The 13,754-nt window shown below is 61.0% G+C and carries 11 protein-coding genes; 5 read left to right on the forward strand and 6 right to left on the reverse strand.

Features of this window, described 5'->3' with window-relative positions; all coding sequences use genetic code 11:
* The first annotated feature begins 40 nt into the window (after positions 1 to 40).
* Positions 41 to 913: a pyridoxal kinase PdxY gene (pdxY, locus tag AO356_RS11980; protein ID WP_060739963.1), complete on the forward strand. Its 873-nt coding sequence runs from the start codon at positions 41 to 43 to the stop codon at positions 911 to 913.
* Positions 914 to 1,035: 122 nt separating this feature from the next.
* On the opposite strand, the gene AO356_RS11985 is transcribed toward pdxY, so the two are convergent.
* Positions 1,036 to 1,521, reverse strand: a complete 486-nt coding sequence (locus tag AO356_RS11985) for an acyl-CoA thioesterase (RefSeq protein WP_060739964.1) — start codon at positions 1,519 to 1,521, stop codon at positions 1,036 to 1,038.
* A 279-nt stretch (positions 1,522 to 1,800) separates the two neighbouring features.
* On the opposite strand from AO356_RS11985, the gene AO356_RS11990 reads away from it, so the two are divergent.
* Positions 1,801 to 3,564: a cation:proton antiporter gene (locus AO356_RS11990; protein WP_060739965.1), complete on the forward strand. Its 1,764-nt coding sequence runs from the start codon at positions 1,801 to 1,803 to the stop codon at positions 3,562 to 3,564.
* A 13-nt stretch (positions 3,565 to 3,577) separates the two neighbouring features.
* Here AO356_RS11990 and AO356_RS11995 read toward each other — a convergent pair whose 3' ends face one another.
* The 3 genes from AO356_RS11995 to uvrD form a co-directional block, all read right to left on the reverse strand.
* Positions 3,578 to 3,985, reverse strand: coding sequence for an SMI1/KNR4 family protein (locus AO356_RS11995; protein ID WP_003187120.1), 408 nt, complete (start codon positions 3,983 to 3,985; stop codon positions 3,578 to 3,580).
* A gap of 140 nt (positions 3,986 to 4,125) precedes the next feature.
* Positions 4,126 to 5,001 (reverse strand): Tim44 domain-containing protein, encoded by an 876-nt coding sequence (locus AO356_RS12000; protein ID WP_060739966.1) that lies wholly within the window; start codon positions 4,999 to 5,001, stop codon positions 4,126 to 4,128.
* Between the two features lie 235 nt (positions 5,002 to 5,236).
* Positions 5,237 to 7,420, reverse strand: a complete 2,184-nt coding sequence (gene uvrD / locus AO356_RS12005; protein ID WP_060739967.1) for a DNA helicase II — start codon at positions 7,418 to 7,420, stop codon at positions 5,237 to 5,239.
* 262 nt (positions 7,421 to 7,682) lie between these two features.
* On the opposite strand from uvrD, the gene AO356_RS12010 reads away from it, so the two are divergent.
* Entirely contained in the window at positions 7,683 to 10,556 is a 2,874-nt protein-coding gene (locus AO356_RS12010; RefSeq protein WP_060739968.1) for a putative bifunctional diguanylate cyclase/phosphodiesterase, read from the forward strand.
* Between the two features lie 68 nt (positions 10,557 to 10,624).
* Here the strand turns inward: AO356_RS12010 and AO356_RS12015 are convergent, their stop codons facing one another.
* Positions 10,625 to 10,939, reverse strand: a complete 315-nt coding sequence (locus tag AO356_RS12015; RefSeq protein ID WP_060739969.1) for a hypothetical protein — start codon at positions 10,937 to 10,939, stop codon at positions 10,625 to 10,627.
* Positions 10,940 to 11,362: 423 nt separating this feature from the next.
* Here AO356_RS12015 and hexR point away from each other — a divergent pair, with 423 nt between their 5' ends.
* On the forward strand, positions 11,363 to 12,229 hold the full coding sequence (gene hexR / locus AO356_RS12020; RefSeq protein WP_003187110.1) for a transcriptional regulator HexR: 867 nt from the start codon (positions 11,363 to 11,365) through the stop codon (positions 12,227 to 12,229).
* 249 nt (positions 12,230 to 12,478) lie between these two features.
* Positions 12,479 to 12,688, forward strand: coding sequence for a PA3496 family putative envelope integrity protein (locus tag AO356_RS12025; RefSeq protein ID WP_060739970.1), 210 nt, complete (start codon positions 12,479 to 12,481; stop codon positions 12,686 to 12,688).
* On the opposite strand, the gene AO356_RS12030 is transcribed toward AO356_RS12025, so the two are convergent.
* Positions 12,630 to 13,592, reverse strand: a complete 963-nt coding sequence (locus tag AO356_RS12030) for a LysR family transcriptional regulator (protein WP_060739971.1) — start codon at positions 13,590 to 13,592, stop codon at positions 12,630 to 12,632. The genes AO356_RS12025 and AO356_RS12030 overlap by 59 nt on opposite strands.
* Positions 13,593 to 13,754 lie beyond the last annotated feature (162 nt).

The following is a 13,754-nucleotide window of genomic DNA, read 5'->3' on the forward strand; positions in this document are numbered from 1 at the left end:
GCGCGGCTTGAATTTCAATCGTTTTACGGAAACTTCCCGCATGAAACGTACGCCTCATCTGCTTGCCATTCAGTCCCACGTGGTGTTCGGTCACGCTGGCAATAGCGCCGCGGTGTTTCCGATGCAGCGGGTCGGCGTGAACGTCTGGCCTCTCAATACCGTGCAGTTTTCCAATCACACCCAGTACGGCCAATGGGCCGGTGAGGTGTTGGCGCCAGAGCAGATACCGGCATTGGTAGATGGCATTGCCGCTATCGGTGAGCTGGGGCATTGCGATGCGGTGTTGTCCGGTTACCTGGGCAACGCGGCTCAGGGGCGGGCGATTCTGACGGGCGTGGCGCGGATCAAGGCCGACAACCCCAAGGCGCTGTACCTGTGCGACCCGGTCATGGGGCACCCTGAGAAGGGCTGCATCGTGGCGCCCGAGGTGAGCGAATTTCTCCTGGAAGAAGCCGCTGCCGTGGCGGACCTCATGTGCCCGAACCAACTGGAGCTGGACAGTTTTTCGGGGCGCAAGGCGCAGTCGTTGCTGGACTGCCTGGCCATGGCCCGCGCGTTGCTGGCCCGTGGCCCGAAGGCGGTGCTGGTCAAGCACCTGGCCTACCCCGGCAAACCCGATGACAGTTTCGAAATGCTGCTGGTGACCGCCAATGACAGTTGGCACCTGCGTCGTCCACTGCTGGCTTTCCCGCGCCAGCCGGTGGGGGTGGGCGATCTGACGTCGGGGCTGTTCCTGGCGCGGATTCTGCTGGGGGACAGTTTGGTCGCGGCATTCGAATTCACCGCCGCGGCGGTGCACGAAGTGTTGCTGGAGACCCAGGCCTGTACCAGCTACGAGCTGGAACTGGTCCGCGCCCAGGACCGGATCGCCCATCCACGGGTGCGCTTCGAGGCTGTGCCAATCAGCCTCTGATCGCCCGTGGAGATGCTGCAAATCCCTGTGGGAGCGAGCTTGCTCGCGATGAGGCCATCACACTCAACATCGATGCTGGCTGTGACACCGCCATCGCGAGCAAGCGCGCTCCCGGCGGCCGATTAAGGCCCGTCCGCCTTGATCTCCTGGTAGCGCCTCTCCAGTTCCTGGCGGATCTGCCGGCGTTGCTGGGCTTGTTCGTAGCGGCGTTTTTCTTCGCTGTTTTGCGGCTGCAAGGGCGGCACGGTCGCGGGTTTGCGTTGGTCATCCACCGCAACCATGGTGAAGAAGCAACTGTTGGTGTGGCGCACCGAGCGCTCGCGAATATTTTCGGTCACGACTTTGATGCCCACTTCCATCGACGTGTTGCCGGTGTAGTTCACCGAGGCCAGGAAGGTCACCAGTTCGCCGACATGAATCGGCTCACGAAAGATGACCTGGTCGACCGACAGGGTCACCACGTAGCGTCCGGCGTAGCGGCTGGCGCAGGCGTAGGCGACTTCGTCGAGGTATTTGAGCAAGGTGCCGCCATGGACATTGCCAGAGAAGTTGGCCATATCGGGGGTCATCAACACCGTCATCGACAGCTGGGCGTTTCCGGGTTCCATAACGTACTCACGGTTCAAGGCAGTCATTCGGGAGGCACCTCTGCGGGTGCTAGGGGTGGCCTGCGAACAGGTCACCAGGTTTTAAAAACCACACGATATCGGGACGCTGCGCCTGTGGTTGCCGTCACGCGCCGATGGATCTGTTTCCATATATTGCACCGTCTTTTTGTCGGAAGTCGCGGTGTTACCCTTCAAAAGCCCGTTGCGAGGGCAATTCCTACAGAGGAAACGGATTTCTCCAGCTCTGCAGTGAGTCATTTTTGAACAGGGAGCCCCGACATGCATGCCATCAGTTTCATCCAGGATTTGGCGATCATCATGATGGCGGCGGGGTTGGTGACCGTACTCTTTCATCGTTTCAAACAACCGGTGGTATTGGGCTACATCGTGGCCGGCTTCATCATTGGTCCGCACACGCCACCGTTCGGCTTTATCCATGACGAAGACACGATCAAGACCCTGGCCGAGCTCGGGGTGATCTTCCTGATGTTTTGCCTGGGCCTGGAATTCAGCCTGCGCAAACTGTTCAAGGTCGGCGCCACGGCCTTCATCGCGGCGTTCCTCGAAATTGTGCTGATGATCTGGATCGGCTACGAAATCGGCCGCTGGTTCGACTGGAGCACCATGGACTCGCTGTTCCTCGGCGCCATCCTGGCCATTTCCTCCACCACGATCATCGTCAAGGCGCTCAATGACCTGAAGATGAAAAACGAGCGCTTCGCCCAGCTGATTTTCGGGGTGTTGATCGTCGAGGACATCCTGGGCATTGGCATCATCGCCTTGCTGTCGAGCATTGCCGTCAGCGGCACCGTGAGCTCCGGCGAAGTGTTTTCCACCGTCGGCAAGTTGTCGCTGTTCATGATCGTCGCGTTGGTCATCGGCATTCTGCTGGTGCCGAGGGTGCTGGCCTACGTGGCGAAGTTCGACAGCAACGAAATGCTGCTGATTACCGTACTGGGCTTGTGTTTCGGCTTCTGCCTGCTGGTGGTGAAACTGGAATACAGCATGGTGCTCGGGGCGTTCCTGATCGGTGCGATCATGGCTGAGTCCCGGCAACTGCTGAAGATCGAGCGCCTGGTGGAGCCGGTGCGTGATCTGTTCAGCGCGATCTTCTTCGTCGCCATCGGGTTGATGCTCGATCCGGCGATACTGCTGCAGTACGCCTGGCCGATTGCGGTGATCACGGGCGCGGTGGTGCTTGGCAAGATGTTGTCCTGCGGCCTTGGTGCCTTTATCGCCGGCAATGACGGACGCACCTCGCTGCGCGTTGGGATGGGGCTTTCCCAAATCGGCGAATTTTCCTTCATCATCGCTTCGCTGGGGATGACCCTGCAGGTCACCAGCAATTTCCTCTATCCGGTCGCGGTCGCCGTCTCGGTGTTGACCACGCTGCTGACACCGTACCTGATCCGGGCTGCCGACCCGCTGTCCGTCAAGCTGGCAACGGTCATGCCGCAGCGCCTGACGCGGGTGCTGGGGATGTACGGGGAATGGCTGCGTAGCATCCAACCCCAGGGTGAAGGGGCGATGGTGGCGTCGATGATCCGGCGGATTTTGCTGCAGGTCGGCGTCAACCTGGCGCTGGTGATTGCGATTTTTGTCTCGGGTGGTTTTTTTGCCGAACGGATGTCGGCTTACCTGCAAGCCTGGATCAGCGACCCGAGCTGGCAGAAAGCACTGATCTGGGGTGGGGCGTTGCTGCTGTCGCTACCGTTCCTGATCGCCGCGTACCGCAAACTCAAGGCGCTGTCGATGCTGCTGGCGGAAATGGGCGTGAAGCCGGAGATGGCTGGCCGCCACACCCAGCGTGTGCGTCGGGTGATCGCCGAAGTGATCCCGATTCTCTCGCTTTTGGTGATTTTCCTGCTATTGGCGGCCTTGTCGGCCAGCATTCTGCCGACCAACAAGTTGCTCGTACTGATCGCCGTGGTGGCGACTGCCGTGGCGGCACTGCTCTGGCGCTGGTTCATCCGCCTGCATACGCGGATGCAGGTGGCCTTGCTTGAAACCCTGGACAACCACAAGGAGTCGTCCGGGCATTGACCGGCGGCGGGGCTCAGCTTTCCAGCCAGACGTCCCGGGCCCAGTGCCAGACCGATTCCCAGGTTTCCTCGGCGATCAGTTCTTCTTCGGCCTGCCACAGCACCACCGTGCCGTCCTCTTCGACGCAGTAATAATCGTCGCCGTCCTGGCAGATCGGGATCAGGCTGCGGTCGACACCGGCATCCCAGGCGTTGGCGGCCACGTCCGGCAGGTAGGTGTGGGATTGTGGATCGGTGACGGTCACCGGCTCCAGGCTGCCGTAGACGACATCGCTGACGGTCAGCAAAAACTCCCTGAAGACGAATGGGATATCGATGAACAGCTGCTCTTCGATCTCTACCAGCAAATCTTCGTCGGGCAATTCCAGCGGGACCGGTACGGGTTCGTTGGCTTCACGCAATTGTTCGATGATTTCTTCCACGTCCGGGGATCCTCTTTCTCGATGGCGCGGTTTTATATGAAGCGGTTTATACAGTAGCTCGCTATAGATGCAACCGCGAAATAGAAAACCCCGGCCTGGGCCGGGGTTCTTTTATTTCAACATGCAAAACGGGCAAAGGTTCAACCGTTCTGGCGGATACCTGCCACCAGCCAAGGCTGGTCATCGCCCTGGGCGCGTTCCATGTTCCAGCTTTCGCTGAACGCTTCGCCCTTGTCGAAGCGAGAATCCTTCGACACACCGATGAAGGTCAGGGTGGCGATGGTCTTGTCGGCGCGATCGTCGACACCGTCCAGTTGCACCTGCAGGTTATCGATGTAGGTGGACTGGAAGCCATCACCCAGCTCGGCTCGCTCGCGCTTGAGGAACTCCAGCAGTTGCGGGGTCACGAACTCGGCGATCTTGTCCATTTCGTTCGCGTCCCAATGCTGCTGCAGGGCCATGAAGTGGTTGCGCGCGGCTTCGATGAAGCGCTGCTCGTTGAACCAGGCCGGCGCATTGATGACCGGACGAGCGGCCACAGGCGCTGCCGAACCACCGAAGATCGAACCACTGGCAGGCTGCTGGTTGAACACTTCACGCTGCATCGGCGCGTGGCCGGCTGGAGCGAGTTGCTCCTGCTGCTTGCGACGACGAGCGGCAATGAAGCGGAAGACCAGGAAGGCGATGACCGCCATGATCAGGATGTCGAAGATCTGCATGCCCTGGAAGCCGTCGCCCATGAACATGGAGGCGAGCAAGCCACCGGCGGCGATGCCGGCCAGGGGGCCGAGCCAGCGCGAAGCGCCGCTGGCCTTGGTGGCAGCGCCAGCGGCACCGGCCGCGCCTGCGGTGGCAGCGGTGGAGCCGGCGGCAGAAGACGGCGCCATCTGGCTGGTCTGGTGAGTCGGGGCTGCCCCCGAGCTTTTACCACCGCCAAAGCGCTTGGCGGCATTGGCATCGATGGCCATCGTCAGGCCGATGCACAACGCCATGGCGACGCTAAGAAAACGTTTCATATAAAGGCATTCCCATTTGTGGATAGCACGCGGGCCATGTTGCACAGCTGAACTGTTGCTGGCTAGCGGCAGAGTGTTTCTGGCTTTTGCATGACAGGTGAGGTTCAGCTTCAGCTGTGCAAGAGGGCCTGTTCGCTTTGGGCTGTAGGAAAGAGGAACAAGTTCTATCGGAAATGTTTCCCAAAACAACTGTGGGAGCGAACTTGCTCGCTCCCACGGGGGCCTACACAAATCTCTAGATCGCCTCGAGCTTGGCATACCCCAGCATCAGCCACTTGCTGCCTTCGCTGAAGTTCACCTGCACCCGGGCCTGGGCGCCGGCGCCTTCGAAGTTGAGGATGACGCCGTCGCCGAACACCGAGTGCCGCACGGTCTGGCCGAGGCTGAAGCCGGTTTCCGGGATGTCGCTGCCGCCGAACAGGCTGCTGGTGCTTTGTTGCTGGCCGCCGCCGAACGGTCGGCTGACACTGTTGGACAGCCGAACTTCCTGGATCAGGCCCTTCGGCACTTCACGTACGAAGCGCGACACCTTGTTGTAGGTCTCGCTGCCATAAAGGCGTCGGGTTTCGGCGTAGGTCAGCACCAGATTCTGCATGGCACGGGTGATACCAACGTAGGCCAGGCGCCGTTCTTCCTCCAGGCGTCCCGGTTCTTCCAGGCTCATCTTGTGGGGGAACAGGCCTTCTTCCATGCCCACGAGGAACACGTAGGGGAATTCCAGGCCCTTGGCGCTGTGCAGGGTCATCAGCTGGATGCTGTCTTCATGTTCGTCGGCCTGGGTGTCGCCGGCCTCCAGGGAGGCGTGACCCAGGAAGGCCGACAGCGGCGACAGGTCTTCGTCTTCTTCGGTGTTCTCGAAGTTGCGCGCGGCGCTGACCAGCTCCTCGAGGTTTTCCACCCGGGCCTGGCCTTTCTCGCCTTTTTCCGCTTCGTGGTAGGCGATCAGGCCGGACTGCTCGATGACGGTCTGGGTCATCAAGTGCAGAGGCATCTCCCCGCACTTGGCGGCCAGGTCTTCGATCAGGTCCATGAAGGCCTTCAGGGCGCCGGCGGCGCGACCGGTCACGCCTTTGTTGGCCACCAGTTGGCGCATGGCTTCCCACATGGACACGTGGCTGTGGCGCGCGTGATCGCGAATCGCTTCGACGGTTTTCTCGCCGATGCCTCGCGTCGGCACGTTGATCACCCGCTCCAGGGCCGCGTCGTTGCCACGACCTTCGAGCAGGCGCAGGTAGGCCATGGCGTTCTTGATTTCAGCACGTTCGAAAAAGCGCTGGCCGCCATAGATGCGGTAGGGGATCCGTTCGCGCAGCAACGCTTCTTCCAGCACCCGCGATTGGGCGTTGGAACGGTACAGGATGGCAATGTCGCTGCGGGCCAGGCCGGTTTTCAGCGCGCTCTCGATGGTTTCCACCACGTAGCGGGCTTCATCGTGTTCGTTGAAGGCGGCGTAGAGGTTGATCGCCTCGCCTTCGCCGCCGTCGGTCCACAGTTCCTTGCCCAGGCGCCCGGTATTGTTGGCGATCAGGGCGTTGGCGGCCTTGAGGATGCCGGCGGTCGAGCGGTAGTTCTGTTCCAGGCGGATGACTTCGGCGTCAGGGAAGTCCGCCGAGTACTGGTGAATGTTCTCGATCTTGGCGCCGCGCCAGCCGTAGATCGACTGATCGTCGTCACCCACCACCATCAGGCTGTCGCCGCCCTTGGCGAGCAAGCGCAACCAGGCGTATTGCACGGCGTTGGTGTCCTGGAATTCGTCCACCAGTACATGCCGGAAGCGCTTCTGATAGTGGGCCAGCAGGCCTGGATGGTCGCGCCACAGGTCCAGGGCCCGTAGCAGCAGCTCGGAAAAGTCGATCACCCCGGCACGCTGGCACGCCGCCTCGTAGGCTTCGTAGATGCTGCGCATGGTCGCCAGGAACAAGTCGCCGCTGGCCTGGATGTGCTGCGGGCGCAGACCTTCGTCTTTCTGGCCGTTGATGAACCATTGGGCCTGGCGCGCGGGCCAGCGTTGCTCGTCCAGGCCCAGCTCGCGGATCACCCGCTTGACCAGGCGCTGCTGGTCGTCGCTGTCCAGGATCTGGAAGGTCTGGCTCAGCCCGGCTTCCTGCCAATGCGCCCGCAACAAGCGGTGCGCCAGGCCGTGGAAGGTGCCGACCCACATGCCGGCGGGATTGATGCCCATCAGTTGTTCGATGCGATGGCGCATCTCGGCCGCGGCCTTGTTGGTGAACGTCACCGACAGGATCGAATGGGGCGAGGCGTTCTCGACCTGGATCAACCAGGCGATACGGTGCACCAGCACTCGGGTTTTACCGGAGCCGGCACCGGCCAGGACCAACTGACGACCCACGGAGGCAGCTACGGCCTGACGTTGGGCATCGTTGAGGGAGTTCAGCAGAAGGGAGAGATCATCGCGCATCGGGGCATTCTAGGGTGCGGCGTCACCCCGGGCAAACCGAGCTTTGCATCAGCCGATAGAAAGACCGCTTGGTGATGACCGGCGGGTCACAGGCTACAGGCGTTGGCGGGACTCGCTCGGGAGTGGCGCCACCCAATGAAATAGCGACTTTTTTCCTGGTTTTTATGAGCTGGGGCAGTGTGGGATGGCCCATGGCTTGTGTATGCTCGGTGCTCGTTTCGGGTTCTCCACGCTTGACTGAATAAGAACAAGAACAGTGCCAATGACCCTCAATTCCGATCCGGCGGGCCCCTGTGTGGAACCGCGGGTCATCTGCAAGCAGTACGCCACGGAGATGGCGGTCGAGCGAACACGTCTGTTGTATCAAGGCTCACTGCTGCCTACGCTGTTCATGCTGCTCAATGGCCTGGTCTGCGCCGCGCTGTTATGGGAGCCGCGGCGCTATTTCCTGGTCAGCGTCTGGCTCGTCTGGTTGTTGTCGCTGGTGGCGCTGCGGGTGATCCAAGTGGCAGCTTTCGATTCGGCGATGCCAAGCCGCCAGGCGCATCCGATCTGGTTGCGCATGTTTTTGCTGGGCTCGGCGATGACCGGCCTGACGCTGGCCGGGGCGGGCATCGCGCTGGTCCCGGCCGACAGCTTCCAGCAGCAGGCCTGGGTGTTCGGCCTGATTGGCGCGGCGGTGCTGTCGGCCAGTGTGGCCTATGCCGTGAGCCTTCCAGCGTTCCTGTCCTTCACCTTGCCCTGCCTGTTACCGGCCATCGGTTATCTCTTCTGGGGCGGCGATGAGCAGCAACATGGGTGGGGCTGGCTGGGGCTGATCGTGCTGGTTTCCCTGAGCGTAGTGGCCTGGCAAGTCAATCGCTTGATCCAGAGTGGCATGCTGCGCCGCTTCCAGAACCAGGCCCTGATCGAGCATCTGCAGCAAACCCAAACCCGCAGTGCGTTGCTCAACGAGGCACTGGCCCGGGAGGTCGAGCAACGTCGCTCGGCCGAGGAGAAACTGCGGGCGGCCCAGGTTGGCCTGGAGGCGCGGGTCGCGCAACGCAGCCTTGAACTGGAGGTCGCCAGCCAGGCCCTGAGCAAGAGCGAGGCGCGCCTGGCCCTGGCCCTCAAGGCCAGTGAGCTGGGGTTGTGGGACTGGAACCTGCAGACTGACGAAGTCCATCACACCCAGCTCAAGGAGTTGTTCGGCCTGGAGCCCGAATACGTCACGGCGATGCTCAGCCACCTCACCCCGCGCCTGCACCCCCAGGACGTGCCGGCGCTCAAGCGGGCCCTGGTCGAACACCTCAAGGGTCGCAGCGAGGATTACCAGATCGAATACCGTGTGCGTCATGGCGATGGTCACTGGGTCTGGATCGAAGACCGCGGCCGGGCCGTGGAGCGGAGCGCGAGCGGACGGGTGCTGCGCATGGTCGGCACCCGGCGCGACATCAGCGCCAGCAAGGAACTCGAGCAGCAACGCCAGCTGGCGGCCACGGTGTTCGAGGCCGCCAGCGAAGGCATTGTGATTTTCGACCCCAACTACCTGTTGCTCGCCGCCAATCAGGCGTTCACGCGGGTCACCGGTTTCAATATCGAGGACATGCTCGGACGCAACGTGGTCGACCTGCCGTGCAGCCGCGATGCGCGCCGGCACTACCCCGTCATTCGCCAATCGCTCAAGCAGCACGGCACCTGGCAGGGTGAGTTGGTGGAGGCGCGGGCCAACGGCGAGCTGTATCCGCAGTGGCTGCAACTGAACGTCGTGCGCGATGCTCGGGGAAATGTCAGCCATATCGTAGGCTTCTTCGCCGATCTTTCGGCACGGCGCGAATCCGAAGAGCGGATGCGCTACCTGACCCACTACGACGAATTGACTGGGTTGGCGAATCGTTCGCTGTTTCGCGAACGCCTGAACGAAGCGCATCAGCGGGTGCGCCAGGGTGGACGGCGCAGCCTGGCGTTGCTGCATATCAACCTGGACCGTTTCAAATTGCTCAACGACAGCCTCGGCCATGACATCGCCGACCAGTTGTTGCAGAAAATGGCGCGACGCCTGATCAATGCACTGCCCGAGGCGGATACCATCGCCCGGTTATCCGGCGATGAGTTTGCGGTGTTGTTCGATGCCTACGGCAACCTTTCAAGCCTGGCGCGGGTGGCGACCCGATTGGCTTCCAAGCTGCGCGTGCCGCTGACCATCGAGGGCCATGAGCTGGTGCTCAGTGCTTCCATCGGCATCAGCCTGTTGCCTGACAACACGCGGGAAATTGCCACGCTGGTCAGCCAGGCGAACATGGCCATGCAGCACGCCAAGCATTTGGGGGGCAACAACTTCCAGTTCTACACCGAGAGCCTCCAGGCCAGCACGCTGGAGCGCCTGCAACTGGAAAACCAACTGCGCAAGGCCTTGGAAGAGCAACAACTGACGGTCTTTTATCAGCCGAAACTGTGCCTGGCGACCGGTCGCCTGAACGCCGCCGAGGCGCTGGTGCGCTGGGATCATCCGGCCATGGGACGGGTTCCGCCGGGGGATTTCATCGGCCTGGCCGAAGAGACCGGGCTGATCGGGCCGATTGGCGAGTTCGTGTTGCGCCAGGCCTGTTGGCAGGCGTGCGAATGGCAGCGCCAGGGGCTCGAGCCGATCAGGGTGTCGGTCAATCTGTCGGTGCATCAATTGCGCCAGGGCAAGCTGGTCAGCCTGGTGCGACAAGTGCTGGAAGAAACCGGTCTGGCGCCCCAGTACCTGGAGCTGGAGTTGACCGAGAGCCAGTTGCTCGACAGCGTCGAACACATCATCGCCACATTCCAGCAATTGCGTGATCTTGGGGTCAAACTGGCGATCGACGATTTTGGCACCGGCTACTCATCCCTGAGCTACCTCAAACGTATCCCGGTGGACTACGTGAAGATCGACCAGGCATTCATTCGCGGGCTGGGCGAGGGCAGCGTGGATACCGCCATTACCCGGGCAATCATTGCAATGGCCCATGGGCTGTCGCTCAAGGTAGTGGCCGAAGGCGTCGAGCGGCAGGAGCAGCTCGATTTCCTCAGGAACGAGCGATGCGATGAGGTGCAGGGGTATCTGATCAGTCGGCCAGTGGAAGCTGATGGGCTGGCCGGGTTGTTGCGGATGCAACACTTGACTGAATGAGTCAGATCCTCGATTGGAACTTCCCGCCAGACGCTTTTAGTGTCTGGCGGGAAGTTATTAACATGCGCTTAGTTGGTCACGAGTACGTCATCAATGTGATGCAGCAACTGCCCTTCGAAAAAAATGCTCACGCCGGTGACATGAGACTCGCCGGGTACTTTGTATTCGACGACTTTGTCGGTTATGACCGGCAGCGAAACTTCAGTGGAAGATTCAAGTTTCAATTCCAGTCGCAGATCAAAGGACTTGTCCTGCATTGGGCTTCGTACCAGCGTTGGCGTAATGCCGGTGTGGGGTACGGTTACAGTGCCAAAGGTACGGAACGACGCGGCACCTGGCATGCGATCGATTTGTGCGGTCCAATCTTTAGTTGTGATTTTCATGATAGTAACTCCTGTAGTTAGTTGATTGCGTCCTGCGGGAGCCAATATATCGACTTTGACTTGATAGTGTCTGGGAAATTGCGATTGGGATTGTAAGAAGACGTTAGTTGTTGAGTGAGTTGTCAGGTTTTTCGTGGGTCATATTATCGATGACGGCCGGAGTATGTTGTTGGGGAAGTAGTCAGTGATTGAATAGATGGTTTTCCCCCAGCCAGAGGCTCAGGTCGCGTCTGGGGATCAACCGATCGGCAGCGCAGAGGGTTGGCGCTACGGCCCAGGCTGCTACATCTGGTGATCCTCGGCCAAAACAAAGGGGCGGCGCGGCAATCCAGTTACGTTTTGGACGGGCAAAGCGCCAATTCTTGTAGTATAACTACAAGCTTGCTACATCCCGGCATTTGCCCATAACAAGAGTCCAGCCCCTTGAACCTGTTGCAACACATCGCCCAGTCACGCCACTTGCTGCGCAAGTCGGAGCTGAAAGTTGCCGATCACGTACTGCTTGATCCCGCGGCCGTGATGCATAGCTCCATGGCCGATCTTGCCCACAGCGTCGGCATCAGCGAACCGACCATCGTGCGCTTCTGCCGGGCCATCGGTTGCTCGGGTTTCCAGGACCTGAAACTCAAGCTGGCGCAAAGCCTGGCCGCCGGGGCGAGCTTCGGTCAGTTTGCGATCCATGAAGATGACTCGGTGGCGGACTACAGCCTGAAAATCTTCGACACCACCCTGCATACGCTGATGGAGGTTCGCGAGAAGCTTGACCCGGTGGCGTTGCAAAAAGCCGTCACGGCCATGTCCCAGGCCCAGCGTGTCGAATTCTATGGTTTCGGCGCTTCGGGCGCGGTGGCGGCCGATGCCCAGCACAAGTTCTTCCGGTTGCTGCTCACGGCGGCAGCCTATTCCGACCCGCACATGCAAGCCATGTCGGCGGTGACGTTGAAACCCACCGATGTGGCGATCTGTATTTCCCAGTCGGGGCGTTCCAAGGATCTGCTGATCACCGCGAACCTGGTGCGTGAAAGCGGTGCCTCGTTGATCACCTTGTGCCCGAGCCAGACGCCACTGGCGGAGCTGTCCACGGTGAACCTGGCCATCGACGTGCATGAAGACACCGAGATCTACACGCCGCTGACCTCGCGCATCGCCCACCTGGTGGTGATCGACGTCTTGGCAATGGGCGTCGCCATGGCCCGTGGCCCGAGCCTGGTCAACCACCTCAAGAGCGTGAAGCGCAGCCTTCGCAGCCTGCGGCTGTCGCCCAAGTCGGTGAAGGCGCTGGACGACTGAGCCCCGGTCTCGAAACTCGGGGCTTCTGTGGCGAGGGAGCTTGCTCCCGCTGGGTTGCGAAGCGACCCCCAACGCTTATCCAGACACGCCGCATTGGCAGGTGCGACTGCTGCGCAGCCGAGCGGGAGCAAGCTCCCTCGCCACAGGGTGTCATCCGCCCGAATTCATCGTTCTGTAACCCCCGCGCCGCCAAACGGTCATCGCGCGCCTTCATCGTGAAACTCCCGTATACGTCTTGGGAGTCTCGACATGACCCAGTCCTACGAAGAACGCAGCGCCGTCAAAACCCGTCGTCAGCAGGAAGATCAGCGCCGCATGGCGTTCCGTCGCGCCATCGAAGACCGCTATGAGCAGCGTCAGCTCCTGGCCGAGATCAGCGAATTTCCTGACGCGGCAGAATTCAATTACTGGCAGGCATCGTCGGCGGTTTCCCGTCGAAACGCTCAACCAGGCCAATGATCTGAGCGCGCTCGCCGCGCACGAACGCCAGGAAGGCGTGGGCCACCGGTGACAGGCGCTTGGCCCTGGCCTGCACCAGGCACCAACTGCGGTACAGCGGCAACTCCTCCACCGGCAGCTCGATGAGTGCGCCGGACGACAGCTCCCGGCTCACGGCGTGGCGCGTCAACAGCGCCACGCCCAGCCCGGCCACCACGCATTCGCGCTGGGCCTCCGCCGACGCCACTTCCAGCGTCTGGGTGAAGTGCACCCGTTTCTCCTTGAAGTATTCCTCGCAGGCCAGTCGTGTGCCGGACCCCGGTTCGCGCAACAGCAGCGTGTAGGGCTCCAGGTCCTGCAAGCGCAGCGGACCCAGGTGGCTCAGCGGATGATCGGGCGGCGCCACGGCGACGATCGGATTGTTGAGGAAGGGCAGGAACTCCAGGCCCATGTCCTGGGGCACCATGGACATGATCACCAGGTCGTCACGGTTGTCCGAGAGGCGGCGGATGACCTGGCCCCGGTTGACCACCGTGAGGTTCAGATTGACCTCCGGATGCTGGCGCTTGAACGCGGCGAACAGGTGCGGGACGAAGTACTTGGCGCTGGATTCCACCGCCAGCTTCAATTGGCCTTGCAGCGACCCCTGCATGTCCGAGAGCTGCATATCGAGGTTTTCCAGGCGCCCGAAGATGTCTCGGCTGGCACGTTGCAGGGCTTCGGCGGCTTCGGTCATGTAGAGTTTCTTGCCGACATACTCGAACAGCGGCTGGCCAATCAGCTCTTCCAGGGATCGAATCTGTAGGCTAACGGCCGGTTGTGTGAGAGACATTTCGTCGGCTGCACGGCTGTAAGACCTCAGGTCGCACACCTCGTTGAAAATCTGCAATTGACGCAATGTCATACGCATCAATGACTTACGCATTTTCTAAGCACTCTGGGGTGGGGCGGGTAACGCAACTATAAGTCTTTGCTTATGCATGACCCAATAATTATTCATTTTTGTTAATCCACAGCCAGGACTAGTGTGGAGCTGCGACCAATTGTTACATCTGGTCACGCGTCGGCCTGGACCTCAGGCCGTGGT

Source organism: Pseudomonas fluorescens, from assembly GCF_001307275.1.
In the GTDB taxonomy this organism is placed as follows: Bacteria; Pseudomonadota; Gammaproteobacteria; order Pseudomonadales; family Pseudomonadaceae; genus Aquipseudomonas; species Aquipseudomonas fluorescens_AA.

Excerpts from the sequence above, each read along its gene's own strand:
- pdxY (WP_060739963.1), top strand. The coding sequence starts at position 41 with ATGAAACGTACGCCTCATCTGCTTGCCATTCAGTCCCACGTGGTGTTC.
- AO356_RS11985 (WP_060739964.1), bottom strand. The coding sequence starts at position 1,521 with ATGGAACCCGGAAACGCCCAGCTGTCGATGACGGTGTTGATGACCCCC.
- AO356_RS11990 (WP_060739965.1), top strand. The coding sequence starts at position 1,801 with ATGCATGCCATCAGTTTCATCCAGGATTTGGCGATCATCATGATGGCG.
- AO356_RS12000 (WP_060739966.1), bottom strand. The coding sequence starts at position 5,001 with ATGAAACGTTTTCTTAGCGTCGCCATGGCGTTGTGCATCGGCCTGACG.
- uvrD (WP_060739967.1), bottom strand. The coding sequence starts at position 7,420 with ATGCGCGATGATCTCTCCCTTCTGCTGAACTCCCTCAACGATGCCCAA.
- AO356_RS12010 (WP_060739968.1), top strand. The coding sequence starts at position 7,683 with ATGACCCTCAATTCCGATCCGGCGGGCCCCTGTGTGGAACCGCGGGTC.
- AO356_RS12015 (WP_060739969.1), bottom strand. The coding sequence starts at position 10,939 with ATGAAAATCACAACTAAAGATTGGACCGCACAAATCGATCGCATGCCA.
- AO356_RS12025 (WP_060739970.1), top strand. The coding sequence starts at position 12,479 with ATGACCCAGTCCTACGAAGAACGCAGCGCCGTCAAAACCCGTCGTCAG.
- AO356_RS12030 (WP_060739971.1), bottom strand. The coding sequence starts at position 13,592 with ATGCGTAAGTCATTGATGCGTATGACATTGCGTCAATTGCAGATTTTC.